The 25,518-nt window shown below is 72.0% G+C and carries 22 protein-coding genes; 9 read left to right on the top strand and 13 right to left on the bottom strand.

Going from position 1 to position 25,518, the window contains the following annotated elements; all coding sequences use genetic code 11:
- Window positions 1-21: 21 nt before the first annotated feature.
- On the top strand, window positions 22-1,134 hold the full coding sequence (locus tag R2B67_RS33030) for an FAD-dependent oxidoreductase (protein WP_317823445.1): 1,113 nt from the start codon (window positions 22-24) through the stop codon (window positions 1,132-1,134).
- Between the two features lie 18 nt (window positions 1,135-1,152).
- Here R2B67_RS33030 and R2B67_RS33025 read toward each other — a convergent pair whose 3' ends face one another.
- Together R2B67_RS33025 and R2B67_RS33020 are read right to left on the bottom strand one after the other, a co-directional pair.
- A complete protein-coding gene (locus tag R2B67_RS33025; RefSeq protein ID WP_018515962.1) occupies window positions 1,153-1,320 on the bottom strand; it encodes a hypothetical protein in 168 nt (55 codons plus the stop codon).
- 3 nt (window positions 1,321-1,323) lie between these two features.
- Window positions 1,324-3,813 (bottom strand): ATP-dependent Clp protease ATP-binding subunit, encoded by a 2,490-nt coding sequence (locus R2B67_RS33020; protein WP_317823444.1) that lies wholly within the window; start codon window positions 3,811-3,813, stop codon window positions 1,324-1,326.
- Window positions 3,814-4,219: 406 nt separating this feature from the next.
- On the opposite strand from R2B67_RS33020, the gene R2B67_RS33015 reads away from it, so the two are divergent.
- Window positions 4,220-4,570, top strand: coding sequence for a hypothetical protein (locus R2B67_RS33015; protein ID WP_317823443.1), 351 nt, complete (start codon window positions 4,220-4,222; stop codon window positions 4,568-4,570).
- A gap of 19 nt (window positions 4,571-4,589) precedes the next feature.
- Here R2B67_RS33015 and R2B67_RS33010 read toward each other — a convergent pair whose 3' ends face one another.
- From R2B67_RS33010 to R2B67_RS33000, 3 genes are all read right to left on the bottom strand, one after another.
- Window positions 4,590-5,624, bottom strand: a complete 1,035-nt coding sequence (locus R2B67_RS33010) for a FecCD family ABC transporter permease (RefSeq protein WP_317823441.1) — start codon at window positions 5,622-5,624, stop codon at window positions 4,590-4,592.
- Window positions 5,621-6,694, bottom strand: coding sequence for an iron chelate uptake ABC transporter family permease subunit (locus R2B67_RS33005; RefSeq protein ID WP_317823439.1), 1,074 nt, complete (start codon window positions 6,692-6,694; stop codon window positions 5,621-5,623). The genes R2B67_RS33010 and R2B67_RS33005 overlap by 4 nt, the downstream gene beginning before the upstream one ends.
- Before the next feature lie 111 nt (window positions 6,695-6,805).
- A complete protein-coding gene (locus tag R2B67_RS33000) occupies window positions 6,806-7,546 on the bottom strand; it encodes a helix-turn-helix domain-containing protein (RefSeq protein ID WP_317823437.1) in 741 nt (246 codons plus the stop codon).
- Between the two features lie 139 nt (window positions 7,547-7,685).
- Between R2B67_RS33000 and R2B67_RS32995 the strand changes: the two genes are divergently transcribed.
- On the top strand, window positions 7,686-8,675 hold the full coding sequence (locus R2B67_RS32995) for an ABC transporter substrate-binding protein (protein WP_317823436.1): 990 nt from the start codon (window positions 7,686-7,688) through the stop codon (window positions 8,673-8,675).
- A complete protein-coding gene (locus R2B67_RS32990; protein WP_317823434.1) occupies window positions 8,675-10,474 on the top strand; it encodes a siderophore-interacting protein in 1,800 nt (599 codons plus the stop codon). The genes R2B67_RS32995 and R2B67_RS32990 overlap by 1 nt, the downstream gene beginning before the upstream one ends.
- A 42-nt stretch (window positions 10,475-10,516) precedes the next feature.
- Here the strand turns inward: R2B67_RS32990 and R2B67_RS32985 are convergent, their stop codons facing one another.
- A complete protein-coding gene (locus R2B67_RS32985; protein WP_317825006.1) occupies window positions 10,517-11,527 on the bottom strand; it encodes an oxygenase MpaB family protein in 1,011 nt (336 codons plus the stop codon).
- 92 nt (window positions 11,528-11,619) lie between these two features.
- Here R2B67_RS32985 and R2B67_RS32980 point away from each other — a divergent pair, with 92 nt between their 5' ends.
- The 3 genes from R2B67_RS32980 (at window position 11,620) to R2B67_RS32970 (ending at window position 13,783) form a co-directional block, all read left to right on the top strand.
- Window positions 11,620-12,234, top strand: a complete 615-nt coding sequence (locus R2B67_RS32980) for a TetR/AcrR family transcriptional regulator (protein WP_164236560.1) — start codon at window positions 11,620-11,622, stop codon at window positions 12,232-12,234.
- A gap of 90 nt (window positions 12,235-12,324) precedes the next feature.
- The gene (locus R2B67_RS32975) at window positions 12,325-13,671 is read left to right on the top strand and encodes an OFA family MFS transporter (protein ID WP_317823430.1); all 1,347 of its coding nucleotides are present in this window, start codon (window positions 12,325-12,327) and stop codon (window positions 13,669-13,671) included.
- Window positions 13,640-13,783 carry an MFS transporter small subunit gene (locus R2B67_RS32970; RefSeq protein ID WP_317823422.1) on the top strand — a complete coding sequence of 48 codons (144 nt, stop codon included), beginning with the start codon at window positions 13,640-13,642 and terminating at the stop codon, window positions 13,781-13,783. Before R2B67_RS32975 ends, R2B67_RS32970 begins: the two co-directional genes overlap by 32 nt.
- Before the next feature lie 47 nt (window positions 13,784-13,830).
- On the opposite strand, the gene R2B67_RS32965 is transcribed toward R2B67_RS32970, so the two are convergent.
- The 7 genes from R2B67_RS32965 to R2B67_RS32935 form a co-directional block, all read right to left on the bottom strand.
- The gene (locus R2B67_RS32965) at window positions 13,831-15,792 is read right to left on the bottom strand and encodes an acyl-CoA dehydrogenase family protein (protein WP_317823418.1); all 1,962 of its coding nucleotides are present in this window, start codon (window positions 15,790-15,792) and stop codon (window positions 13,831-13,833) included.
- Window positions 15,793-15,832: 40 nt separating this feature from the next.
- A complete protein-coding gene (locus R2B67_RS32960; protein ID WP_317823413.1) occupies window positions 15,833-16,705 on the bottom strand; it encodes an alpha/beta fold hydrolase in 873 nt (290 codons plus the stop codon).
- Between the two features lie 30 nt (window positions 16,706-16,735).
- Window positions 16,736-17,362: a class I SAM-dependent methyltransferase gene (locus R2B67_RS32955; protein WP_317823407.1), complete on the bottom strand. Its 627-nt coding sequence runs from the start codon at window positions 17,360-17,362 to the stop codon at window positions 16,736-16,738.
- Window positions 17,363-17,499: 137 nt separating this feature from the next.
- Window positions 17,500-18,768 carry a pyroglutamyl-peptidase I gene (locus R2B67_RS32950; RefSeq protein ID WP_317823402.1) on the bottom strand — a complete coding sequence of 423 codons (1,269 nt, stop codon included), beginning with the start codon at window positions 18,766-18,768 and terminating at the stop codon, window positions 17,500-17,502.
- Window positions 18,769-18,884: 116 nt separating this feature from the next.
- Window positions 18,885-19,691 (bottom strand): ABC transporter ATP-binding protein, encoded by an 807-nt coding sequence (locus tag R2B67_RS32945; protein WP_317823399.1) that lies wholly within the window; start codon window positions 19,689-19,691, stop codon window positions 18,885-18,887.
- Entirely contained in the window at window positions 19,688-20,791 is a 1,104-nt protein-coding gene (locus R2B67_RS32940) for a FecCD family ABC transporter permease (protein ID WP_317823390.1), read from the bottom strand. The genes R2B67_RS32945 and R2B67_RS32940 overlap by 4 nt, the downstream gene beginning before the upstream one ends.
- Before the next feature lie 8 nt (window positions 20,792-20,799).
- Window positions 20,800-21,855, bottom strand: coding sequence for an ABC transporter substrate-binding protein (locus R2B67_RS32935; protein ID WP_317823381.1), 1,056 nt, complete (start codon window positions 21,853-21,855; stop codon window positions 20,800-20,802).
- A gap of 152 nt (window positions 21,856-22,007) precedes the next feature.
- On the opposite strand from R2B67_RS32935, the gene R2B67_RS32930 reads away from it, so the two are divergent.
- Together R2B67_RS32930 and R2B67_RS32925 are read left to right on the top strand one after the other, a co-directional pair.
- Entirely contained in the window at window positions 22,008-23,711 is a 1,704-nt protein-coding gene (locus R2B67_RS32930) for an ABC transporter ATP-binding protein (RefSeq protein ID WP_317823373.1), read from the top strand.
- The gene (locus R2B67_RS32925) at window positions 23,708-25,453 is read left to right on the top strand and encodes an ABC transporter ATP-binding protein (RefSeq protein ID WP_317823371.1); all 1,746 of its coding nucleotides are present in this window, start codon (window positions 23,708-23,710) and stop codon (window positions 25,451-25,453) included. Before R2B67_RS32930 ends, R2B67_RS32925 begins: the two co-directional genes overlap by 4 nt.
- Window positions 25,454-25,518: the final 65 nt, after the last annotated feature.

The following is a 25,518-nucleotide window of genomic DNA, read 5'->3' as shown; positions in this document are numbered from 1 at the left end:
CACAGGAAAGGACACAGGATCATGGCTCTACGGGTTCTCGTCGTCGGTGGCGGGCTGATGGGGGCGGCCGCCGCCTGGCGCCTCTCGGTACGCGGCCACCAGGTCACCGTGCTGGAACGTTTCGGCCCGGGCCATGACCGCGGCAGCTCGTACGGCACCTCCCGGATCTTCCGGCTGGCGTACGCGGAGCCCTCGTACACGGAGCTGGCACTGCGGGCGCTGCCCCTGTGGCGGCGGCTGGAGGAGGAGAGCCGGCAGTCGGTGCTGACGCTCACCGGGGCCGTCGACCACGGTCTGCCCGAGGCGGTGGAGCGGCTGGCCGGCGTGCTCGCCGGGGCGGGGCGGACCGCGCAGCGTCTGTCCCCCGGGGAGGTGGCCGACCGGTGGCCGGGGCTGCGGGCCGACACCACCGCGCTGTTCCACCCGGACGCCGGGCGGGTGCACGCCGACGACGCCGTAGCCGCACTGCTCAAGGCGGCCGGGCAGCGCGGCGCCGAGGTGCGGCACGGGGTGCGCGTCACGGAGATCCGGGACACCGGGCGTACCGGGGGCGGCGTCACCGTCGTCACGGACGCCGACGAGGCGCTGACGGCGGACGCGGTCGTGGTCGCCGTGGGCGGCTGGGCGCCGGGTTTCCTGCCGGACCTGGTGAATGGCCTGCCGCCGATGCGGGTCACCCAGGAGCAGCCGGTGCACTTCCCGGTCCCGGACGCGCTGGAGTGGCCGTCGTTCATCCACCACCCGGGGGCCGGGTGGCACGTGCCGGGCGGGCTGTACGGGCTCGGCAGCGTGGACGGCGTCAAGATCGGGCTGCACGGCGTCGGACCGGTCGTGGACCCCGACCACCGCGACCGTACGCCGGACCCGGCGGCGGTGGAACGCCTCCGCGCCTACGCCGAGGAGTGGCTGCCCGGCGTGGCCGGCACCGAGCCGGCCCCCCTCACCTGCCTCTACACCACGACGCCCGACGAGGACTTCGTCATCGACCGGCAGGGCCCGGTCACCGTGCTGGCCGGCTTCTCCGGGCACGGCTTCAAGTTCGGACCCGCCATCGGCGAACTCGCCGCCGACCTGGTCGAAGGGCGGCCGGGCATCGCCCGGTTCGCCCTCGGCCGGACGGCACGGGGGCGCTGAAGCCGCTCCCAGTGCCCGCTAGTCGGCCCGGCCGTCCTCCTCCGGAGGACGGCGTACCTCCTCGCGGTCCTTCTCCAGGCGCTCGTCGAGTTTCTTCTCGTCCGGTCGGCGGGGCATGCCACGGCTGTGGCCGGTGTCGGGGTCGCCCTCGACCTCTTCGTTCGACTTGTGGTGGTGGTGAGCCATCGGTCACTCCTTGTCGTCGCTACGGATCGTGCAGTGGAGGGAGTCGTCCTTCACATCGGCGACGATCGTGTCGCCCGGTTCGGCCTCGCCGCCGAGGAGCAAGGAGGCGATGCGGTTGTCGAGTTCGGTCTGGATCGTGCGGCGCAGCGGGCGGGCGCCGAACTCCGGCTGGTAGCCGTGGGCAACGAGGAGCTTCTTCGCCGCCTCGGTGACGTCCAGCGTCAGGCCCTGCGCGTGGACGCGGTGCTTGCTGCGGTCCAGCAGGTGCTCGACGATCTCGGACAGGTCGTCCTCCGTGAGGCTGTGGAAGACGATGATGTCGTCGATGCGGTTGAGGAACTCGGGCAGGAACCGGCCGCGCAGATCCTCCATCAGCTCGTCCTTGAGCTCGGCGGCATCGCCCTGATGGGCGAGGATGCGGTGGGCGCCGATGTTGGACGTCATGATGACGACGCAGTGGCGGAAGTCGACCGTGCGGCCCTGGCCGTCCGTCAGCCGGCCGTCGTCGAGGATCTGGAGCAGCGTGTTGAAGACATCGGGGTGCGCCTTCTCGACCTCGTCGAACAGCACCACGCTGTACGGATTGCGCCGCACCTTCTCGGTGAGCTGGCCGGCCTCGTCGTAGCCGACGTATCCGGGAGGCGCTCCGACGAGCCGGGCGACCGTGTGCTTCTCCTGGAACTCGCTCATGTCGAACCGGATCATGCGGTCGTCGGCGCCGAACAGCAGCTCGGCCAGCGTCTTGGCCAGCTCGGTCTTGCCGACGCCGGTGGGACCGAGGAAGAGGAACGAGCCGACGGGCCGGTTGGGGTCGCCCATGCCCGCCCGGTTACGGCGTACAGCCTGGGAGACCGCGGTGACCGCCTCGTCCTGGCCGACGATCCGGGCGTGCATCTCCTCCTCCAGCCTGAGGAGCTTCTCCTTCTCGCCCGCGGTGAGCTGGGAGACCGGAATTCCGGTACGGCGGGAGACGATGTCGGCGATGTCGGAGGCCGTCACGGAGACGACGCCCTCCCTCCGCTCCTCGATGCCCGCGAGCTCGCCCTCCACCTCGGCGATCTGCTCCTTCAGCTCCTTGGCCCGCTCGAACTCCTCCGCCGCCACGGCCTGGTCCTTCTCCCGGCGCAGCTTCGCGAGGCGGTCCTCCCGGCTGACGACCTCGGTGGAGCGGTTCGCGCTGCGCAGCCGTACGCGGGCACCGGCCTGGTCCATCAGGTCGATGGCCTTGTCGGGGAGGAAGCGGTCGCTGATGTAGCGGTCCGACAGCTCGGCGGCCGCCGTCAGCGCCCCGTCGGCGAAGCGGACCTGATGGTGGGCCTCGTAGGCGTCCCGCAGCCCTTCGAGGATCTGTACGGTCTCCTCGACGGTGGGCTCCGGGATCAGGACGGGCTGGAAGCGGCGCTCCAGGGCGGCGTCCTTCTCGATGTGCTTGCGGTACTCGTCGATCGTCGTCGCGCCGACCACATGGAGCTCGCCACGGGCGAGGGCGGGCTTGAGCATGTTGCCCGCGTCCATCGAACCCTCGCCCGTCGCGCCCGCTCCGACGACGGTGTGGAGTTCGTCGATGAAGAGGATGATCTCCCCTTCCGCCTTCTGCACGTCCTCGATGACCTTCTTCAGCCGCTCCTCGAACTGGCCGCGGTACTGGGCTCCGGCCACCATGCCGGACAGGTCCAGCGAGACGACCCGCTTGTCCTTGAGGGTGTCGGGGACCTCGCCCGCGACGATGCGCTGGGCGAGCCCCTCCACGATGGCGGTCTTGCCGACGCCCGGCTCACCGATGAGCACGGGGTTGTTCTTGGAGCGCCGCGACAGGATCTCGATGGTCTGCTCGATCTCCTCGGCCCTGCCCACCACCGGGTCGAGCCTGCCCGCCCTGGCCTCCTCCGTCAGGTCCCTGCCGAACTCGTCCAGCGTCTCGGACGGCTGCCCGCCACCGGCCGGGGCCCCGTTCGCGCCGGACGCCCGGCTCGTCGCTCCGCGCAGCTCCCCTACGTCCAGGTCCTCGGCGCGCAGGAACCGGGAGGCGCCGGAGTCGGCGTCGGCGAGGAGCGCGCCGAGGATGTGCTCGGGCCCGATGTACGAGACCTCCGCCGCCTGCGACCTGGCGTGGGCGAGGGCGAGGGTCCGCTTGGCGGCCGGGGTGAGGCCGGGCTCGGAGGACGGTTCCTGGGACTCCCGGGGCAGCACCTCGGCGATCCGGTCGCCGAGCCGCCCGGGGTCGACCCCGGCCTGGGCGAGCAGCCTCCGGGTGGGCTCGACCTGGGTGGCGGCCCACAGCAGGTGCTCCGTGTCGAGGTCGGACGTGCCGTCCTGGACCGCTCTGCGGGCCGCCGCGTCCAGGAGCTCGCGCGAGGACTCCGTGAGGAGGCGGCCGATGGGGACGCGCTGCACAGCCGGGGGCGACGATGCCGGCGACATCCCGAAGAAACGATTCAGCAGGTCACTGAAGGGGTCCGGCGAACCGGAGGGAGAACCGAATGCCATCGACATGCCAGCTCCAGATGAGCGGATGGGGGGTCCCATCCACTCAAACCTGATGTCCCCGGGTCCGCAAACGGTACGGCGGGGCAGGCCCGGGCGGCACCCTGGCCACCCGCCCGGCGGAGTGCTGGTGGCCGCGTACGCGCTCCGCAAGGGCGTCGTGGTGCAGTGTCGCACCGGCCGGCCGGCACGGCGGGCGCACGGACACCATGACCCTCCCGGTCCCGGCGGCGCCACCGAGCGACCGCGCCCCGTCAGGCCCGCGGTTCACCCGAATGCAGCATTCCCCCCGCAGGAAGAGATCGTTGTGCGGGGTGCAACGACGGAAAGCCTATTCCGTTTCGATTTTGACGACTTTCGAGGCCGTACCGCGCGGGACGACGCAGGAACAGACGACGCGGGAAAAGAGGAGCAGATGTACGAAGGAAGCATTCCGCTCGAGGACTTCCTCGACACCATGAACCGGCTCCAGGCCGACTTCGAACGACGCCTGGGAGGCATCGAACGCAAGGCGCTGCCGACGCCCTTGACGCATGTTCATTCGCAGGAACGTTCCAGCTCCTCGCCACGGACACCGGACGACGGCTACCGTCCGCTCGGCATCGAGGCCATCTGGACCGCCTCCCGCAAGCCGTCGGACGACCGCCCGGGCAGTCCCGGCAGTCCCAGCAGTCCCAGCAGCCCGAGCAGCCCGAGCAGCCCGAGCAGCCCGAGCAGCCCGCAGAGACGTTCCTCCCCTCACGCCTGGGGCGCTCCCGCCGACTGACCACCCCCGGAAGAAACGTTCATCTCGCCCCCCGCCGCGACTCCCGCACCAGCAGCACCAGCAGATACGCCCCGCCCACGCACACGGTGACCGCGCCCGTCGGCAGCGACACACCCGGTATCGCGTGCTGCGCCACGAGGTCGGCGCCGAGCAGCAGGAGCGCGCCGACGAGCGCGGCACCGGTGAGGTCGACCGTTCCGCGTCCGGTGAGGCGGCGGGCGATCTGCGGCGCCGCCAGCGCGACGAAGGCGATGGGGCCCGCCGCGGCGGTCACCGCGGCGGTCGCGGCCACGCCGAGGACGACCAGCAGCAGCTTCGTACGCTCGACGGGCACCCCCAGCATCGCCGCCGTGTCGTCGCCCAGTTCGAGCCACCGCATCCGGCGCTGCGCCACCGGGGCCGCCGTCGCGACCACCGCCGTCAGGACGGCGGCCATCGTGACGGCGGGCCAGCCGATGGCGCTCAGCGAACCGGCGCCCCACACCGCCGCCCGCAGCGCGGTGTCCACATCGGCCTTCACCAGGAACCACGTGTTGACCGAGGACAGCAGCGCGCCGACCGCGATGCCGACGATGATGAGCCGGAAGCCCCGCACGCCCCGCCGGAACGCCAGCAGGTACACGGCGAACGCGGTGATGAGCCCGCCGCCGAGCGCACCCGCCGCGAGGACCGAGTAACTGCTCGCGCCCGCCAGCAGCGTGAGGACGACGCCGGTGTAGGAGCCGGTGGTGAAGCCGATGACGTCGGGGCTGCCGAGCGGGTTGCGGGTCAGCGACTGGAAGATCGCGCCGCCCACGGCGAGCGCGGCCCCGAACAGGACGGCGGCGACGATGCGCGGCGCCCGCCACTCCAGGACCACGGTGCGGACCCCGTTCCCCGCCGTGCCCGACATGACCGCGGCCAGGTCGCCGAGGCTCAGCGGGTAGCTGCCGAGGGTGAAGGCCCACAGGGCCAGCGCGACCAGCGCCGCCCCCAGCAGCGCGCACACGACGACCGAGCGGCGCGCCGCTCTCAGGCTCAGGGACCCCGCCCTGAGGACGAACACCCCGTTCACAGCTCCCTCACCCGGCTTCCGCGGACGAGCAGGATCAGGACGGGCGCGCCGATGACCGGCATCATGACGCCGACCGGCAGCTCGGCCGGGATCACGATCAGCCGGCCCAGGACGTCGGCGACCAGCACGATCGCCGGGGCGAGGACGGCGGAGTAGGCGAGGATCCAGCGCCAGTCGGGCCCGGTGAGCCATCGCACGGCGTGCGGCACCATGAGGCCGACGAACATCAGCGGGCCCGCCGCGGCCGTCGCCGCACCGCACAGCAGGGCCACCGCGACCACCACACCGCCCCGGGTCGCGCCGACCCGCAGACCGACCGCCCGTCCCGCGTCGTCGCCGAGGGCGATCGCGTTGAGCGGGCGCGCACAGCAGACGGCGACCACCAGACCGGCCAGGACGAACGGCACGATGTCACCGGCGGTGCCCGTCGGGCGGTCGGTGACGGTGCCCGCTCCCCAGAACCTCATGCGGTCGAAGGTCTCCGTGTCGATCAGCGCCAGGGTCTGGGAGATGCCGTTCAGCACCGCCGTGAAGGCGACCCCGACGAGGGTGAGCCTGAGCGGCGAGGGCCCGGCCCGGCCGCCGCTCGCGGCGAGGTAGACCACCGCCGCCCCGGCGACGGCACCGACGAAGGCGAAGGGCAGGTACTGCTCGATGCGCGTGACGCCGAAGACGGCCACGCCGAGAGTGACGGCGAAACCCGCGCCGGCGTTGACGCCGAGGACCCCCGGATCGGCGAGCGGATTGCGGGTGAGGGCCTGCATGAGCGCCCCCGCGACGCCCAGGGACATGCCGACGACGATGCCGAGCAGCGTACGGTCCACGCGGGCGCCGCTGACCGTGGCGTGCGAGGCGGAGCCGTCGGGAGCGGTCAGCGCCTGCCACACCACGTCGAGGGGGAGCATCGCCGAGCCGATCGCGACGCTGAGCAGCACCGCCACGAGCAGCGTGGCGACGGCGGCGGCCAGGCCGAGGAGCCGGCGTGTCCTGCGGCGCGAGGACCGCGACGGCGCGGCCGGGGGTGGCTCGGTTGGTGGTGGCTCGGTCGTCTTCGCGAACACCTGTGGCATCGAACCTCCCTGAGCGACCAGCTACCCGGGGAGCCCGAAGTGCCGTGCATGACCGACGTACGTGTACTGCTTGAGCTACGTGAACTGCATGAACTGCTTGAACCGCCTGGACTACCCGAGCGCCCCCACCGCGTCCGCCGTGAGCGCGCTCACCGGCACCCCGGACTCGCGGCTCAGCGCGCGCAGCAGTCCAGCCCGGGTCGCGTAGCCGGCCGCCCTGGCCGCCGCCGTCAGCTCACCCCCGCCGCGGAGGTGTTCGACGGCGGCGTTCATCCTGGCCCGGTTGCGCCACCGTGTGAAGGGCAGTCCGGTCTCGTCGAGGACGACGCGCTGCACCTGGCGAGCGCTCATCCGGTGCCGTTCGGCGAGCTGCTCCAGCGTCGCGGCGGGGGTGCGCAGCGCCTCGCGGGCGAGGGCGCGCACCGCCGGATGGGTGGGCAGCACGACGGGAAAGTACGGCCGGGAGATGCCGCTCAGCACCCGCCCCAGCGCCTGCCGGAACGGCTGGACCTGCTCCGCCGTGGTCGGTGCCGCGCCGAGTGTGGTGGTCATGACCTCGACGATCGCGGGGACCACCCCGAGCGGCTGGACACGGCATCGTGGCTGGTCGGAGGGGTTGAGGAAGGGTCCGAGTGCCATGCCTCCCGGCTCGATCCGCAGCGCGTGCGGGACTCGGGAGGCGAGCCAGAGGGCCTCGTTACGGCCGAGCCGCCACTCCTCGCCGTCGGCGGTCAGCAGGGCGCTGCCGCTGACCACGTAGACGAGGTGCGGCTCGTCGTGCTCGTGCGTGTCGTGGCCGAGGAAGCGGATGGCGTTCTCGGCGACCACGGTGCCGAGGGATGTCACCGGCAAGCGTGCCTCCCGTTGTGTGCGATGCGTCGTGTCCGTCACCAGCGATGTCGTACGCGGATCGGCGCAGCGGAACCAGCGAGGTTAGCCTCACCTTACCAACGGCTCGAACGTTCGAGCCTGCCCAGTCACATGAGGTCCCATGTCTGCTCCCGCCCGCCTGCTCGCCTGCGCGCTCGTCGCCGCGCTGGCCCTCACCGGCTGCTCGGCCTCCTCCTCGTCGTCGGTCGACGGGGACAAGGCGACCGCCGCGAAGACCCGTACCGTCACGACCGACTACGGCAAGGTCGAGGTGCCGACCGAGCCCAAGCGCGTCGTCGTCCTGAACCACGCCCTCGCCGGGTACCTCTACGACCTCGACGTACCGGTGCACGCCACGATCCCCGAGGACGCCGACGGCAAGGGCGAGTTCTCCCCGTACTGGGAGAAGGAGGCCAAGGAGGACGGCACGACGTTCCTGCCGTGGAGCGTCGACGGCTTCGACCTGGAGGCGATCCTCGCCCTCGACCCCGACCTCATCGTCGGCGGCGGCATCGGCTTCCCGCTGTTCCAGGCGGAGAAGGTGTACGACGAGCTCTCCGGCATCGCTCCCACCGTGCTCGTCGGCAAGAAGCTGGGCGACTGGCGGAGCCAGTTCTCCTTCCTGGCCGACGACGTGTTCGGCAAGCCCGGCGTGTACAAGCAGCACGTGGCCGCGTACGACAAGCGCATCAATGAGGTGAAGGGCGCCATCAAGCCGCCGCCCGGCCCCGTGTCGTTCCTCGCGCTCACCGGCGACGGCACCGCCTACGGCCTGGTGGAGAGCGTGGGCCTGCCCACCGAGCTGGAGAAGGTCGGGATCGAACCGGCGCCGGTCTTCGCGGACGGCGGCTTCAAGGTGTACGGACAGGGCGGTGACATGTTCGAGCTGTCGACCGAGAAGGTGGGCCAGACGATCACCCAGCCGTCCGTCTTCGTCATGGGCTTCAACGCCGACACGACCGACGTCGCCACCCTGAAGAAGAACCCCGTCTACGGCGCGCTGCCCGCCTTCAAGGCGAACCACGCCTATGACCTGCCGTACTGGGTGCTGCGCGGTGACTACGACGAGTCGATGGCCCTGCTCGACATCATCGAGAAGCAGTTCTCCTGATGGCGGCCCAGCGCGCCTACACGACGCACCCGCTCGTCCTGCGCCGGGTCACCGTGCGCGGCGTCCACCAGGTGACCCCCAAGATGCGGCGGGTCGTCCTCGGCGGCGAGGAGCTCGCCGCGTTCACCCGTGACGGAACCGGCCATCCCGCCTTCGCCGCACCCGGGTTCGACGACCACATCAAGCTGATCCTGGCCGCGGACGGCGACGTCCACGCGGCGCTGCCCGCCCAGTTGCCGCACGGCATCGAGTGGACCCCGGCCGAGCACCGGCTGACCCGCGACTACACGCCCCGGCGGGTGGACGCGCAGGCCGGAGAGCTCCACCTCGACTTCGTCGTACACGGCGACGGACCTGCGGAGGCCTGGTCCGCGGCGGCCCGGGAGGGCGACGAGCTGTGGTTCGTCGGACCCAAGTCGTCGCTCCGGCTGCCGGAACGGCTGGACTGGATCCAGCTCGTCGGCGACGAGACGGCCCTGCCCGCGATCGGCCGCTTCCTGGACGAGCGCCCGCTCGACGCGCCGGCGCACGTCCTGGTGACCGTCTCGGACGAGTCGGCCCGCCAGGAACTGGCCCTGCGCGAGGGCGACACGGTCACCTGGGTGGTCGCGGAGCCGGGTGACGCGGCCGCACTGGAGGCCGCCGTGCGCGCGCTGCCGGTGGAGGCGGGTGAGGGGTACGTCTGGGCGGCGGCGGAGAGCCGGGCGCTGCTTCCCGTACGCCGGTATCTCCAGCGGGAACGGAAGCTGCCGAAGGACCGCCTGAACGTCACGGGGTACTGGCACCGCGAGGAGGCACCCGCGTCCGCACCGGAGGCGGAGGCCTCGGCCGGCACCGTCGCCGCCCCGGGCCCCGCCCGGATCCCGTCGCCGCTGCCGTGGCTGGTCGCCCGGGCCGCGTTGCGGCTCGGTGTCGTGGACGCGGTGGCCGACGCGCCGGGGCTGTCGGCCGAGGCACTCGCGACCCGACTGGGCGTGAGCGGGCCGGGGATCGGCGTACTGCTGCCGCTGCTCGCCACGTACGGCGTGGTCGTCGCCGCCGGTGACGGCGCGTCCGGGCTGCGGCTCGGGACCGGACTGCGTCTCGGGCCGGCGGGCGAGGAGCTGCTGGACGAGCACGAGCGCGAGGAGTACACCGGGCACGAAGCCGAGCTGCTGCTCGCCCTCACCCACCTCGCTCCAGCGCTCCGGGACGGCGGGTCCCCCTGGCGGCTCGCCTCCGGTGGCACCCTGCACGAGACGGTGGCCCAGGACTCGGAGCGCTACGGCGAACTGGTCGAGGAGTGCGAGCAGTTGGTCTTCCTGCTGGGCGGTCTGACGGCCGATCCCCTCTGGGAGTCCATCGGGACCTGCCTCCTGACCGGGCCCGGCAGTGCGTCGGTGGCCGCCGCGCTCGACGACGCCGGGCGGCGGCCGCGACTGCGCGTCGCGGAGGACGCCGTACCGGTCACGGTCCTGCGCGGGTACGTTCCCGCGCCGGACCGGATCGACTGGACGGCCGGCCCCGCCGATGTCGCCGTCGCCGCGAAGGCCCTCGCCCACCGCACCGACGAGGAGGCCGCCGTGCTCCTCACCCGGCTCGCCGGATGGACCAGGACGGCGGTCCTCGTCGAGGCCTCCCGCCCCGACGGCCTGAGCCCGCACGCGGCCGAGGCGGCGCTCCACGCGTACGCCGCCACCGGAAGCCCCCTGCGCGACTCGGCCGCCATCGCGGCCCTGGCACACCGGTCGGGGTGGGAGGTCGAGCGGACCATCGCGCTCGGCTGGGGCACGGAGGCCACGGTTCTGCGCCGGGCCTGAGCGGGACGGCCTGAGCTGGGCGGGCCCGACCTGAACAGGCTTCTACGGCACGTAGTGCTGCGGAAGCCCGCGCTGCTCCTCCGGCGGCAGGTTCCTGGCGGGCGTCTCCACCGGGCCCGCCGCCGGCCGGCCCCGCTCACGGTCCCAGCCCGCACGGGCGCGCGGGTGGAAGCGGTGACGCTCGGGGACGCACTGCCAGGCGTGGTGGACCAGTCGTCCCAGCAGGCGCAGCAGCCGTTCGTCGTGGGGCGTCCAGCGCAGTCCGAGGCGTTCGCGTACGGCCTGCGGATACAGGCCGATCGTCATCCACAGGGTCAGCCGGACGAGCGGGATGCGGGCGACGGCCCACAGCGGTGCGGGCAGCAGCCGCAGGAGAGGCGGTTTGGCGATCCGCCGCATGTTCAGCACGTCCCGGGTCGGCCGGTTGTCCTCCAGGACGTCGGCGCACATGTGGTCCCAGTACCGCTGGAACTCCTCCCAACTGCGGGGAACGGGCTTCATGGACAGGCCGTACAGCGCGTACCAGCGGACGTGCTCGTCGAAGAGCGTGTGCCGCTGGGCTTCGGTGAGGCCGCCGCCGAAGCGCTCGGCGACCTGCACGGTGAGCATGAAGAACGTGGCGTGCGCCCAGTAGAACGTGCCCGGGTTGAGCGCGTGGTACGGGCGGCCGCGCTCGTCGACCCCGCTGATCGAGGCGTGGTAGCCGCGCACTTCGCGGGCCGTACGGGCGGCGAGCGGGCCGTCGTACACCACTCCCCCGATCGGGTACAGCGAGCGGAAGAGGCGCTCCCAGCGCTCCTCGAAGAAGCGGGAGTGCTCGGCGACGCCCGCACCCAGCTCGGGGTGCATGTTCTGCATCGACCCGGCCCAGGGGGCGAGGAGGAGGCCCCTCCAGTCGCCGAACCAGCGCCAGGTGAGGGAGTCGGGGCCGAGGGGTTCGACGGGTTCGACGGTTCTCGGGCCGGTCGGGCCCCGGCCTCTCGGGCCCCGACTGCTCGGGTACGGGCCGCTAGGGGACGGGTCATGAGCTGATGGTTCCATGTGCGCCTCCATTCTGAGGACACCTGTCATCACATCGAAAGGTAAAATGTGAGGACGGCTGTCGTCAATGGGCCGTAGGGCAACAGAGCGGAGGGGAAGGCGAGTTGGCCGAGCGGAGCTGGGGCGGGACCAAACTCGCCGATCGTCGCGCGGCCCGCCGGACGATCCTGCTGGACACCGCCGAGCGCCTGGCCGGCGAGGAGGGGTGCGCGGCCGTCACGGTCCGGTCCGTCTGCCGGCAGGCGCGCCTCACCGACCGCTACTTCTACGAGAGTTTCGCCGGCCGCGACGACCTCCTCCTCGCCGCCTTCGAGCGGGTCGCGGACGAGGCCAGGAGGGCTCTGGAGCAGGCCGTGGCGCTCAGCGACCCTCAGCCCGAGGTCCGGGCCCGGGCCGCTGTCGCCGCCTTCGTCGCCCTGGTCCTGGACGCGCCGCACAAGGGCCGTCTGCTGCTCCTGGAGCCCTTCGCGGACCCGGTGCTCGGCGCGCACAGCCACCGGCTCATGCCGGTGTTCACCGACCTCGTCGGCGGCCAGCTCGCCGCCACGGGGGACGCCGTCGACCGCCGGATGGCCGCGCACGCGCTGGTCGGCGGTCTGGCGAGCCTCTTCGCGGGGTGGCTGCACGGCACGCTCGACGTGCCACGCGAGCGGCTGGAGGCGCATTGCGTGGAGCTGGTGCTCGCGGCGACGTCGTCCCAGGGCCAGGGCCGGCGGTAAGGGCGCCTCACCGTCACAGAAAACGAACAGAGTGAAAGAACGTTCAACAACCTTCTCAACCACTTTCCCACTCAGTACGGTTGGGGACCCATGAGTCCCCCCATCGCCCCCGTGGGCTGGAGTCGCTGGCTGGTGCCCCCCGCCGCCCTCGCGATCCACCTCTCCATCGGCCAGGCCTACGCCTGGTCCGTGTTCAAACCACCGCTGGAGGACGCGCTCGGCCTCAGCGGAACACAGAGCGCGCTGCCCTTCCAGCTCGGCATCGTCATGCTCGGCCTCTCCGCCGCCTTCGGCGGCACCCTGGTGGAGCGCCGAGGTCCGCGCTGGGCCATGACGGTCGCCCTCGTCTGCTTCTCCTCCGGCTTCCTGCTCTCCGCGCTCGGCGCCGCGACCGAACAGTTCTGGCTGATCGTGTTCGGGTACGGCTTCGTCGGCGGCATCGGCCTCGGGATCGGCTACATCTCGCCCGTCTCGACGCTGATCAAGTGGTTCCCCGACCGTCCCGGCATGGCCACGGGCATCGCCATCATGGGCTTCGGCGGCGGCGCGCTGATCGCCTCGCCCTGGTCGGCCCAGATGCTGGAGTCCTTCGGCAGCGACAGCTCCGGCATCGCGCTGGCCTTCCTCGTCCACGGCCTGTCCTACGCCGTCTTCATGCTGCTCGGCGTCCTGCTGGTACGGGTGCCGCGCCCGCGCGCCGAGGAACGGACGGCCGGTCGCACCACGGCCGTGGACGGCCCCCGGGTCTCGGCGCGCCAGGCGCTGCGTACGCCGCAGTTCTGGCTGTTGTGGGTGGTGCTCTGCACGAATGTGACGGCCGGTATCGGGATCCTGGAGAAGGCCGCGCCGATGATCTCGGACTTCTTCGCGGACACCTCCGCGCCCGTGTCGGCGACCGCCGCCGCCGGTTTCGTGGCGCTGCTCTCGGCGGCCAACATGGCCGGCCGCATCGGCTGGTCCTCCACCTCCGACCTCATCGGACGGAAGAACATCTACCGCGTCTACCTCGGCGCGGGCGTGCTCATGTACGCGCTCATCGCCCTGGTCGGAAGCTCCTCCAAGCCGCTGTTCGTCCTGTGCGCGCTGGTCATCCTCTCCTTCTACGGAGGCGGCTTCGCCACGATCCCCGCCTACCTGAAGGACCTGTTCGGCACCTACCAGGTCGGGGCGATCCACGGACGGCTGCTCACCGCCTGGTCCGCCGCCGGGGTCCTGGGGCCGCTGATCGTGAACTGGATCGCCGACCGGCAGGAGGAGGCCGGGAAGCACGGCGCGGAGCTGTACGGGACGTCGCTGCTCATCATGATGGCCCTGCTCGCGATCGGCTTCGTGGCCAATGAACTGGTCCGGCCGGTCCACCCGTCCCACCACCTCGACGCCGTACCGGCGCAGAAGGGAGCGTCCGATGTCCGGCAGCAGCAGTCCGAATCCGCCTGAGGTGAGGGACCGGCGGCCGCTGATCGTCTTCACCTGGCTGTGGGTGGGCACCCCGCTCGCGTACGGGCTGTACGAGCTGTTCCGCAAGGCCACCCAGCTGTTCACCGGCTGACCCGGGACCGGCGCCCGTCCCTGGGCTCAGGGGCGGGCGCCGTCGGATCAGCCCACCAGGTCCGGGGCGCGCAGCATGGCGGCCGGGACGCCCCACGCGTCCACGAGACCGCCCGCGAGCGGCCGGACCTTGCGGCAGAGGTCGGTCACCTCGCGGGTGATCGCCTTGGAGCGCTGGACGGTCAGCCGGCCGTGCTCCATGAACCACGCCCGGTCCGCCTCGATCGTCGACAGGGCGTACAGGTCGCAGAGCAGGCCCAGTGCGACCTTGTTGCCGTCCTCGGGCAGCGTACGCATCTTCTCGACGAACGCCTCCAGCACCAGCCTCTCGACGTGGGCGTGGGCGACGGCGATGACGTGGTCCTGCACCTCCGAGAAGACGGCGCCCGGGTCGCGCTTGCGGTCGACCCCGGCCTTGAGCCTGCGGGCCACTCCGGCGAGCATGTGCTCCTCGCGGTAGCGGAGCATGGCGAGCTGGTACTCGGAGTCCAGCAGCCCTGCTTCCTGGTCCCACTCGTCGCCGCCCGGCAGCAGGTCACGTACGCGTTCGAGCAGCTTGTGGGCCGAGGTCTTCTCGATGACCGTCTCGACGGCGAGGCCGGTGACGTAGCGGACCATGCCGAGCTGGTCAAGGTCCTCGAACTCGCTGGCGTAGTCGGTGAGCAGGCCCTTGGCGACGAGTTGCAGCAGGACGTGGTTGTCGCCCTCGAAGGTGGTGAAGATGTCGCTGTCGGCCTTGAGGGCGGCGAACCGGTTGACGGCGAGATAGCCGGCGCCGCCGCACGCCTCACGGCACTCCTGGATCACCCGGGTGGCGTGCCAGGTGCCGAGCGCCTTGGTTCCGGCGGCCCGGGCCTCCAGCCGGCGGCGGGCCTGCGGGTCGTCCTCCAGGCCGGAGAAGACGTTGTGCAGCTGCGCACGCAGGACGTCCTGGGCGAAGTGCAGCGCGTACGTCTGCGCGATGAGCGGCAGCAGACGGCGCTGGTGCAGGCCGTAGTCGAGGAGGAGCTGCTCCTCCTCCTGGGAGCCCGCCGCGAACTGCCGCCGCCGCAGGGCGTACTTCGTCGCGATGGCGAGGGCCACCTTGGCGGTGTTGACCCCGGCGCCGCCGACGCTGACCCGGCCCTGGACCAGGGTGCCGAGCATGGTGAAGAAGCGGCGGTCGGGGTTGTCGATCGTGCTCTTGTAGACGCCTTCGGGGGTGACGTCGGCGAACCGGTTGAGCAGCGCCTCGCGGGGAACCCGCACGCCGTCGAACCGGATGCGGCCGTTGTCCACGCCGTTGAGGCCCATCTTGCGGCCGTCGTCCTCGATGTCGACGCCGGGCACCGCCTCGCCGCCGGACCGGATCGGTACGACGAACGCGTGCACGCCCTCGGATTCGCCGCCCACCTCCAGCTGGGCGAAGACGACGGCCAGCTCGCCGTGGCGGGCCGCGTTGCCGATGTAGTCCTTGCGGGCCTGGTCGCCCTCGGTGGTGATGACGAATTCCTGGGCGGCGGCGTCGTACCGCGCGATCGTGCCGAGCGCCTGCACGTTGGAGCCGTGCCCGGTCTCGGTCATCGCGAAGCAGCCCATCAGCTTCCCGGTGATCAGGTCCGGCAGGTAGGCGTCGTGGTGGCGTTCGGTGCCCAGGTGGAGGATCGCGCCGCCGAAGAGCCCGAACTGCACGCCGGTCTTCACCAGCACCGACAGATCACCGAAGGCGGCCGTCTCGAACGCGGCGATCGAGGCCCCGACGTCACCGCCCCCGCCGTACCGCTTCGGAAAGCCCATGCCGGTCTGGCCCGTCGCCGCCATCTCGACCACGATGTCGCGCACCCGCTCGCGGTACGCGTCGAAGCCGAGCTCCTCGGCCTCCTCAAGGACCGAGGCGTACGTCACCAGGTTGGTGCGGACCAGGTCGCGGATCTCGGCGTACTCGCCGTCCAGGACCTCGGTGAGGGCCCGGACGTCGAGTTCCGGCTGCACATATCCGGCGGGAGCGGTGGGTGTTCTGTCAGTGCTCATAGCCTTTCGCTACCCCGACCGGCAGCGATCACGCTGGACCTCACGCGGCGCCGTCGAGTACCTCACGCAGACGGCGGGCGAACTCGTCCGGCTTCCCCGGGTAGCCGAACTCGCCGTCGAGGAATCCGCCGTGATGGCTCGGGAACACGGTGACCGGCAGCCCGAGCAGCTCGGCGGTCGCGGCGGAGGTGCGCCCGGTGAGGACGGCCTCCGACTCCTCCCCCACGGCGATCACGACGCGGGTGGGCGCGCCGGTGATCGCGTCGACGTCCGGCCGGTGGCCGCTGATCGCCCAGGACCGGTCGGACAGCAGCGGATCGTCCCGTGATCCGTCGTCCTCGGTGGGCATCCCGAACGCTGCGGGATCGGGCTCCGGCTGTGCGAAGTACGCCTCGGTGAACTCGCCCTCCCAGGAGGTCATGGCCACGAAGGCGGCCATTCCGGCCCCCCACCCCCGCTTCTGGTACGCCTCCCGGACGGCGGCACGGGCCCGCACGGCCGCCGGGCCGTCCGGGGTGAGGGTGATGAGCGGCGGCTCGTGGGCGACCAGGACGGTCACATCGCCGGGGTGGCGGGCTACGACGGCGAGCGCGGTGACCGCTCCCCCGCTGCTGGCGAACATCTCGACCGGACCGGCGCCGAGCTCCTGGATCAGGGCGTGCACGTCGTCGGCCTGGGTCTCGGGGGTGTGGTCGTCCCGCCCGTCCCTGCGGACGCTGCGGCCGAGTCCGCGCGGGTCATAGGTGACCACCGTGCGCTCGGCGGAACGGGCCGCGAGCGCGGCGAACCCGGTGGCGTCCATGGGCTGCCCGATCATGAACAGCGGCGGGCGGCCGTCAGCGGTGGGCAGCGGCCCGTGCACGTCGTAAACGAGGTCGGCGTCGGCGGTCTTGAGCGTGTGCGTCTTCTTCATACCTGGGCAGACCGTCCCCGCCCGGGAAAGTCATCGGTCCGGGCGGACATGCACGCTGACGGCGTAGCCGCAGCCCGGGACGTAGGGGTCGCCGCTCCAGGTGGCGTAGCGCTGCCGCAGGGTCAGTCCGGCCCGGTCGCACCACGCGTCGAAGTCCGCGAGGCCGAAGGGCGCTTCGGGCAGCGGCAGGTGTGCGGCGTCCAGCCCCATCCCCGTGACCAGCAGGCCGCCGGGCCGCAGCACGGCGGCCAGCTGCCCGATGACGGCCGCTTCGGTGCCCGGGGCCAGGAGGGGGATGACGTTTCCGGCGGCCAGGACCAGGTCGAAATCGGGTCGCAGGCCGAGGGTGTCCGTACGGGCCAGATCCCCGAGGAGCCACTCCTGTCCGGGGGCCTGGCGGCGGGCCACGGCGAGCATCGAGGCGTCGACGTCCACCCCGGTGCAGCGATGCCCCAGTTCGGCGAGGCGGACGGCGATCCGCCCGGTGCCGCAGCCGGCGTCGAGCACCCGGGCGGCGGGCTCCACCAACGCGGCGCAGAACGTGGCCTCGCCGTGGACGTCGTGGCCCGACTCGGCGAGCCGCGCGAAACGCCGGGCGTACTCCTCTCCGGCCTGTCCGCCGGTGAGTTCCGCCCAGCGATCGCGTTTCTGGGTCATGTCAGCGTGCCTCTTCCGGTCCTGTCGGCGTGCCCGTGGATTAGCCCCACCGGGGGACGTCTTCGAGGGCGATGCGGTGCCCCCGTATCGTCGCAGGCGTGGGCACCGCCGACGCCGCGGGGCTCACCGGGGCGTACTCACCGGGCCGCACTCACCGCCGTCTGCACCAGCGCCCGTACCTGGCGCACGATGTCCGAGCGGTTGCGCTCGAAGCCGGGGTCGGTGATCTCCCCCGTCGCCGGGTTCTCGTTCCCCGCGCCGAACTGCAGGACCGGCGTGTGCAGATGGCCGCCCGGCAGCGTCGACAGCCCCATCCGGTCGCGGAGCAGGGTGGCCCGGTAGGCGATCTCGTTGGAGAGGTAGTCGCCGCCGCCCCCGGCCCGCGCGGTGGAGCCCGGGGTCGGCCCGTCGGGCCTGGTCACGGGCTGGGTGGCACCCGCCGGGATCTCGGTGACCTGGGTGTTGTCGTACACGGGGAAGGGACCCGTCTCCGCTTCGGTGAGCTGACGGTACGGGAGGGTCGTGGAGGTCCACTGCGGCTGCGACGCGGGGTCGGTGACGGGGACGGTCCCGGTGCGGGCGAGGTTCTCGTTGTCGGGGAAGCCGCCGCGCCAGGCGCCGTTGGTGCGCTCCACGTCGAAGCGGCCCTGGCGGCCCTGGCTTATGGTGGTGAACAGGTCCAGGTGCGGCAGCTGCCGGGCGAGGGCCCGCTCGACGGCCCCTTCGGCGAAGTCCGTCCACCGCACGGGGAAGACGACCGCCTCTATTCGGGCGGGCCCCTGGGCGGTGCGCACCAGGGTGCCGTCCAGGGCGAGCGCGCTCGCGCCCGAGGGGTTGCCGATCCGGGCGTCCCGGTCCAGGGTGAACGGATCGAAGCCGGTGACGAGGACGCGCTTCACCTGACGGCCCGGGTGGCGGATGTCCTGCTGGCCGCGCGAGGAGGTCTCCAGAGCGGTGTGCAGAGCCTTGCGTCGCTGGTCGTCCAGCGCGAACCGAGGTGTCCACGCCCGTAGTTCACGGCTGAGTGCGAGCCGGGCCCAGTACAGCGGACGGTCGTCGCCGCGGCTCAGGTCGCCCGTGGCGGGGCCACGGCCCTGGGCGCGGTCCACGGCGCGCCGCCACAGCGCCGAGCCGTGGCGGTTCACCACCCGCTCCGCCTGCGCATAGCCGCGGGCGCCCTCCAGGGCGTGGGCGAAGCCCGGGGCGAGGGCGTCGAACCCGCTGCGCCGCAGGATCTCCCGCGGGACGGCCCGGTCCAGGCGCTGCTCCTCGGCGGTGGGCGGCGCGGTACTGCGGGCGGTATCGGCAGGCGACGCCACGGCAGGCAGGGCGGAGCCCGCCAGGACGAGCAGGAGCGCGACCCCACCCAGGCCGAGCCGGGTCATTGCGGGGAACTGGTGCGTCACGAGGGCCCTTTCGACGGAACGGCTTCGACAGAACGGTTACGACGGAACGATCGGTCGCAGTATCGCGGCACTGCGGGAGGTGACGCCATCGGGCATCGACCCTGCCGGCATGCCGCTCATGGGCTCGCCCCTCCGCCGAGTCCGGTGACCGGGGCGACCTGCTGCGGGGAGAACGCGAGGAGGAGGCCGCCGGTGACCGGATGGGTCAGGCGGGTGCAGGTGACCCCGAAGACGGTCCGGACGAGCTCGGGGTGGAGCACGTCCGCGGGCGGGCCGTCCGCGACGATCCGCCCGCCGTGCAGGACGTAGATCCGGTCGCAGTAGGTGGCCGCGAGATTGAGGTCGTGCAGCACACACAGCGTCGCTCGCCCCAGATCACGTACGAGCTCCAGAAGTTCGAGGGCCGCGTACACGTCGAGATGGTTGGTCGGTTCGTCCAGCAGAAGCAGCGGGCTGCCCTGAGCCAGCGCGCGAGCCACCAGGACGCGCTGCCGCTCGCCCCCGGACAGGGTGGAGAGCCTGCGGGTGCGGTGGTCCGCCAGCCGGACCCGCTCCAGTGCGGCGGCGATCGGCGCGTCCCCGGGGCCGGTGAGCGACTCGAAGGTCCCGAGCCACGGGCCGCGCCCCATGGCCACGACGTCCTCCACGGTGAAGTCGAAGTCCGGCGTGCTGTCCTGGGCCACCAGCGCGGCACGCCGTGCGACCTCGCGCTGACCGAGCGTACGTACGTCGTCCCCGGACAGCGCGACCCTGCCGGCGAAGGGGTCGAGCGCGCGGTAGACCGTACGCAGCAGCGAGGTCTTTCCGCTGCCGTTGGGGCCGACGAGGCCGACGCGTTCGCCGTCCTCGACGGTGAGGTCGCACCCCGCGAGGACCGGGGAGGAACCGATCCGGACGCTCACGCCGGACAGATGGAGTCTCATGACACCTCCGAGCGTCGCAGCAGCCACAGGAAGACCGGCGCGCCGAGCACGGCGGTGACGATCCCGATGGGGAGTTCCTCGGGGCGGACGAGCACACGGCAGAGCACATCGACGACGACGAGGTAGATCGCGCCGACGAGCATGGCGACGGGGAGGAGTCGGCGGTGGTCCGGGCCCACGACCAGGCGCACGAGATGGGGAACGATGAGTCCCACGAAGCCGATCCCGCCGGACACGGCGACGAGCACGCCGGTCAGGAGGGAGGCGAGGACCAGGAGGCGGATGCGGACGCGGTGCACGGAGACGCCGAGCGAGAGAGCCGCGTCGTCACCGGCCGCCAGTGCGTTGAGCGTCCGGGTCCGCAGCGTCAGACAGGCGCCGACGACCAGCACGGCAGCCGTAGGCAGCGCCAGGTTCGACCACGACGACTCCGACAGGGAGCCCAGCAGCCAGAACAGCACCGAATGCGCCGCGTCCGCGTTGCCGCTGCGGAAGATGACGAAGCTGGTGGCTCCGCTGAACAGGTAGGAGAGCGTCACCCCGGCGAGGATCAGGCGGCTCGGGACGACCCGGCCGGCGCGGCGCGACAGTCCGAGGACCGCGATCATCGCGACGAGCGCTCCGACGAAGGCCGCGGCCGAGGTCGACAGGCCGGCGACCGCCACCGACCCGAGGGTGATCGCGACGGAGGCCGTCAGTCCGGCGCCGGCGGAGACACCGAGCACGTAGGGGTCGGCGAGCGGATTGCGGACGGTCGCCTGCAACGTGACACCGACGGCGGCGAGCCCCGCGCCGACGACGGCGGCCAGCAGGACCCGAGGCAGCCTCAGGTGCCACACGATCTGGTCGCCCATGACCCCGGCGGACGTCCCGGTGCCGAACAGGTGATCGGCGATGACCTGGGTGACGGTCCCCAGCCGCACACCGACGGATCCCACCGACACGGCCACGCAGACCGTGCCGAGGAGGAGGACGAACAGCAGCGGCACGGCGACGGCGAGGGGCGCCGGCCGGCCACCGCGGCTCAGGGTCGGCCGTCGGCCGCCTTGCGAGCGCTCTTCGGCAGCGGTGGCGAGGGGGGTGGGTGTCTGCTGGTGCATCGCGAGCCCTACCGGGTACCGGAGGTGCTGGGGTGCAGGAAGCGCGCTATCTCGGTGACGCCCTCCACCGGCCTGGTGCTGCCGCGCGCCCCGGTCTTGGCCGCGTCGATGACGAGGAATCGTCCCTTCTTGACCGCGTCCACGGTGGGGAACGTCCGCTTCAGGAACGCGATCGCGTCCTTCCGGCCTTTCGTCGTCGCCGTGAAGTCGTCGACGATGATGGCCTGGGGGTTGCGTGCGACGATCTGCTCGGCGCTGACCGGGGCGAACTGACCCGGCAGGTCGGCGAAGACGTTCTTCCCGCCCGCCCGTTCGAGCACGTCGTCGGCGAGACCGCCGGTGGTCACATAGAGCTGGCCGGCGACCTGGGAGATCTCGGCGACCTCGCGTCCGGGCTCCCGGGCGATCCGCCGGCGTACCTCGTCGAGGCTGCCGCGCAGCGTGCCGGCCAGCGCCCGGGCACGTGTCTCCACACCGAAGATCGCGCCGAGTTGGCGGAGGTCGGCGTCCAGCGCTTCGAGACCTGAGGTGTCCGCGCTCAGGTCCGCCGCGCACCCGCCACCGACCACATAGGTGGCGACGCCCAGCCGCTTCAGTTCGGCGACGCTCGGGCTTCCCCCCTTGCCGGAGACCTTCTCGACCTGATCGGTGATCAGGAGATCGGGCCTGGCGGCGATCAGCGCCTCGGTGTTCGGGTTGCGCGTCCCGAGACCGGGCAGAGCCGCCAGGCGCTCCTTCAACTCGGGCGCGGGAGCGGACTCGCCGCGTGTCTTGGCGACGATCCGGTCGCCGACGCCGAGCGCGAACAGGGTGTCGGCGATGGCGTCCGTGGTGATCGCCACCCGCTTCGGGGCCCGGTCGAGCTCGACGGTACGACCGCAGGATTCGAAGGTCGTTCCGCTCGCTCGGCCTTCCTGGCGCGAGCCGGTGTCGGCGCCTGCGCACCCGGTCGCTCCGACGGCCGTGAGCGCGAGGAGGGCGCCGAGTGCGGCGAGACGGGTCCGGTACGGAGCAGTACGTAATCCGCGGCTCGGTGACGGGTGGTCGAGGTTCGGCTGGGACATGGGGAGACGTTCCCTTCGGTAGCGGCCCGGAAGGTGTCGCGAGGGCGGTGCGCACATTATTGAATGAGGTTCAGTCGTCCTGTTAGGGTACCCTAATGAAATCACCGACACCGCAGTCTCCGAGGCTGGCCGGACCCGGCGCCTTACTGCGCTTGCTCACTCCGATCCGGACCTCTCTCGCCCTCTGCGCGGCCCTGTCGTGCCTGAGTGCGGCGGCGGGCATCGTGCCCTACATCGCCGTGGCCGAGATCGCGCGGCTCATGCTCGACAACCCCGCGGAGTCGCACACCGCCATCTGGACCTGGGTCGGCATCGGGGCCGCCGGCGCGGGTGTCTGGCTCGTCCTGTTCGTGCAGTCCTCCCGTGTGGGGCACTACGCCGACGCGGCGATCCTGCACGACGTGCGCGTACGGATCGTGACCCACCTCGGCAAGCTGCCGCTCGGCTGGTTCCGCGCCACGGGCTCGGGCAAGGTCAAGCGGGCGATGACGGGTGACCTGGAGGAGATGCACGAGGTCATCGCACACGCCCTGGGGCAGTTGACCGGGGCGGCCACCGTGATGGTCGTCGCCACGGGCTATCTGTTCCTCGTCGATGTCCGCATGGCGTTCGTGGTGCTGGGCGTCCTTCTCCTGATGGGGATCTTCTTCCGCGTCTCGATGCGGTCCATGACGACCCATATGGACCGGCTGGTCGCCGCCGACGCCCGTATCAGCGCCGCCGGCGTCGAGTACGCCGACGGGATCCAGGTGGTCAAGACGTTCGGCACCGGAGGCCGCGTCCTGAGCCGCTTCGACGACGCCGTGGACGAGCACACCGAGGCCTTCGCCGTCTGGGTCGCCGAGGTGCGCCACAGCTCCGCGGCCTCGCGGCTGTTCGGCTCGGAGATGGCCGTCCTCACCGCCGTGGCGGCCGCCGGGCTGGCCTTCGTCGACCGCGGCTCGCTCGCCGTCGCGGACCTGGTGGCGTTCCTGGTCGTCGCCATCGGGCTGCCCAACTCCGTCCTCCCCGCCGTGACCGCCGCCCAGGGGGTGCGCAAGGGCCGGATGGGTGCGGCCAACATCGAGCGGCTGCTGTCCCGTCCACCTCTGCCCGAGCCCGCCGACCCGCAGACGCCCGGTGACCACGGCGTCGAGTTCGACCGGGTCTCCTTCTCCTACGACGGTGTGACCAACGCGGTCGAGGAGATCAGCGCCGTCTGTCCGCCGGGCCGGGTGACCGCGATCGTCGGTCCGTCGGGCGCCGGCAAGACGACCCTCGCCGGCCTGCTGCCGCGCTTCCACGAGGTTTCGGAGGGGTCGCTCAGGATCGGCGGGGTCGATGTGCGCTCGATCCCGTCCGCGAAACTGCTGGCATCGATGTCCCTGGTCTTCCAGGACGTCGTCCTGCTGCGCGACAGCGTGGCGGAGAACATCCGCATCGGCCGGCCCGGCGCGAGCGACGCCGAGGTCCACGAGGCGGCCGCCGCCGCGCACATCCACGACGTGATCGAGAGCATGCCCGACGGGTACGGCACACTGCTCGACGCGGGCGGCGGCAGTCTGTCCGGCGGTGAACGGCAACGGCTGACGATCGCGCGGGCGATCCTCTCCGGGGCGCCGATCGTCGTCCTGGACGAGGCGACGGCCGCACTGGACGCCGACAGCGAGTCGGCGGTTCAGGAGGCACTGGCCAACCTGGCCGTGGGCAAGACGGTGATCGTGATCGCCCACCGGCTGCACACCATCGCGGGCGCCGCCCAGATCCTCGTACTCGACAAGGGACGGCTGGTCGAGCAAGGCAACCACGAAGAACTGCTCGCGCGCGACGGGCTGTACGCCCGGATGTGGGCCGCACAGGAAGGCGTGCTCGCGTGATCCGCCGCTTGTACCGACTCTGGCCGAATCCGCGACTGCTGGCCCGACTGTGGCTGCTCACAGCGGCGCAGGCGGTCCTGCAGGGTCTGCTGCTCGCTCTGCTCATCCCGATCCTGAATGCCGTCGTGCGACCCGAACCGGACATCGGCGCAGTCACACCCTGGCTCGTGCTCGGCGCGGTCGGCGCGGTGCTGTACGCGGTGCTGAGCATCGTCGCCACCCCGGTGGGCTTCACGGCGGCGGGCACGCTCGCGGCGCAGCTGCGCCGGCGGTTGATGCACCATGTGAGCACGCTGACGCTGGGCTGGTTCACCGCCGAGCACAAGGCCCGGCTCGCGCGGGCGGTGACCGCGGATGTCGGCAGCGCCGCCCACCTCGCCGTGACGATCGGCGGGCCCGTGGTCACCTCGACCCTGCTGCCCGCGACGGTCGTCGTCGTGACGTTCACGGTCGACTGGCGGATGGCGCTGCTGTTGTGCGCCATCGCCCTGGTCGCCTACCTGGCCCTGCGCCGTGCCGCGCGGATCGCCGAGGCCTCCGAGACCGAGCTGGAGCGGGCGGCGGCCGGGGTCGCCGGTCGGGCGATCGAGTTCGGCCAGGCCCAGCCGGTCCTGCGTGCCGCCGGCCATGCCGAGGGGACGCCGCAGATGCGCGCCGCGCTCGAGGACCACCGTGAGGCCTATCGGGAGGGCATGCGCCGCGCGCGGCAGCCGTTCTTCGTCTACACCGGTGTGATCATGGCCGGATTCATCGCGGTCCTCGCCCTGGCCGCCGAGCTCATGCTCAGCGGACGCGTCGAAGTCGCCGAGGCGATCGTGCTCCTCGTGCTGGCCGCTCGTTTCCTGGAACCGCTCGGCAACCTCATCGAACTCATCGGTGCCCTGCGTGCGTTGCGGAACCAGATCGGACGCATCGAGGAACTGCTGTCCACTCCCCCGCTGCCGGTTCCGGACGAGCCGGTGCGCGAGATCGCCGAGGCCGAGGTCGAGTTCTCGAACGTCACCTTCACCTATCCGGGCGGCGACACACCTGCTCTCAAGGACGTATCCCTGCGCTGCCGGCCGGGCACGACCACCGCCCTGGTCGGACCGTCGGGATCCGGGAAGACGACGGTGACCCGGCTCATCGCCCGATTCTTCGACATCGACTCGGGAGAACTGCGCGTCGGTGGCGTCAATGTGCGCGAACTCGACCCGAGCACCTTGCTCGACGAAATCGCCATCGTCTTCCAGGACGTCTATCTGTTCGATGACACCATCGAGGACAATCTGCGACTGGCGCGCCCCGGGGCGAGCTGGGACGAGTTGAGGGAGGCGGCCACCGCGGCACGGCTCGACGAAGTGGTCGACCGTCTGCCCGCCGGCTGGCGGACCCGGGTGGGTGAGGGCGGCGCGCAGCTGTCGGGCGGCGAACGTCAGCGCGTCGCGATCGCCCGGGCGATGCTCAAGCGGGCGCGCATCGTCCTCGTCGACGAGGCCACGTCCGCTCTCGACCCCGAGAACGAGGCGGCGATCACCGGCGCCATCGCCAACCTCGGCGCCGACCCCGGCCGCACGGTGATCGTGATCGCCCATCGCCCCGCCACCCTGGCCGCCGCGGACCACGTGGTCTCGCTCGACGGCGGCCGGGTCGTGGAGACCGGCACACCGGCGGAACTGCTGCTCACGGGTGGGACGTTCGCGCGTCTGAGCTCACAGTACGAGCGGGCACGTCACTGGCGCATCGCCGATGTGAGTCGCTGACCGGCGACACGTGGCCCGGAACCGTTCCGCTGCCGGCGATCCGCACCCAGGGGTCGTCGGCAGCC

Origin of the sequence: Streptomyces cyaneofuscatus, from assembly GCF_033109485.1 — a bacterium.
In the GTDB taxonomy this organism is placed as follows: Bacteria; Actinomycetota; Actinomycetes; order Streptomycetales; family Streptomycetaceae; genus Streptomyces; species Streptomyces cyaneofuscatus.
Note: the sequence above shows the minus strand (reverse complement) of the source record. Positions and strands in the feature narration are given on the sequence as shown.

What these genes read in the sequence shown, in the direction of transcription:
- R2B67_RS32975 (WP_317823430.1), top strand. Translation starts at nt 12,325, where the DNA reads ATGAGTCCCCCCATCGCCCCCGTGGGCTGGAGTCGCTGGCTGGTGCCC.
- R2B67_RS32960 (WP_317823413.1), bottom strand. Translation starts at nt 16,705, where the DNA reads ATGAAGAAGACGCACACGCTCAAGACCGCCGACGCCGACCTCGTTTAC.
- R2B67_RS32985 (WP_317825006.1), bottom strand. Translation starts at nt 11,527, where the DNA reads ATGGAGGCGCACATGGAACCATCAGCTCATGACCCGTCCCCTAGCGGC.
- R2B67_RS33015 (WP_317823443.1), top strand. Translation starts at nt 4,220, where the DNA reads ATGTACGAAGGAAGCATTCCGCTCGAGGACTTCCTCGACACCATGAAC.
- R2B67_RS33005 (WP_317823439.1), bottom strand. Translation starts at nt 6,694, where the DNA reads ATGCCACAGGTGTTCGCGAAGACGACCGAGCCACCACCAACCGAGCCA.
- R2B67_RS32935 (WP_317823381.1), bottom strand. Translation starts at nt 21,855, where the DNA reads ATGTCCCAGCCGAACCTCGACCACCCGTCACCGAGCCGCGGATTACGT.
- R2B67_RS32940 (WP_317823390.1), bottom strand. Translation starts at nt 20,791, where the DNA reads ATGCACCAGCAGACACCCACCCCCCTCGCCACCGCTGCCGAAGAGCGC.
- R2B67_RS33030 (WP_317823445.1), top strand. Translation starts at nt 22, where the DNA reads ATGGCTCTACGGGTTCTCGTCGTCGGTGGCGGGCTGATGGGGGCGGCC.
- R2B67_RS33025 (WP_018515962.1), bottom strand. Translation starts at nt 1,320, where the DNA reads ATGGCTCACCACCACCACAAGTCGAACGAAGAGGTCGAGGGCGACCCC.
- R2B67_RS32955 (WP_317823407.1), bottom strand. Translation starts at nt 17,362, where the DNA reads ATGACCCAGAAACGCGATCGCTGGGCGGAACTCACCGGCGGACAGGCC.
- R2B67_RS32995 (WP_317823436.1), top strand. Translation starts at nt 7,686, where the DNA reads ATGTCTGCTCCCGCCCGCCTGCTCGCCTGCGCGCTCGTCGCCGCGCTG.
- R2B67_RS32945 (WP_317823399.1), bottom strand. Translation starts at nt 19,691, where the DNA reads ATGAGACTCCATCTGTCCGGCGTGAGCGTCCGGATCGGTTCCTCCCCG.
- R2B67_RS32990 (WP_317823434.1), top strand. Translation starts at nt 8,675, where the DNA reads ATGGCGGCCCAGCGCGCCTACACGACGCACCCGCTCGTCCTGCGCCGG.
- R2B67_RS33020 (WP_317823444.1), bottom strand. Translation starts at nt 3,813, where the DNA reads ATGTCGATGGCATTCGGTTCTCCCTCCGGTTCGCCGGACCCCTTCAGT.
- R2B67_RS32970 (WP_317823422.1), top strand. Translation starts at nt 13,640, where the DNA reads ATGTCCGGCAGCAGCAGTCCGAATCCGCCTGAGGTGAGGGACCGGCGG.
- R2B67_RS32965 (WP_317823418.1), bottom strand. Translation starts at nt 15,792, where the DNA reads ATGAGCACTGACAGAACACCCACCGCTCCCGCCGGATATGTGCAGCCG.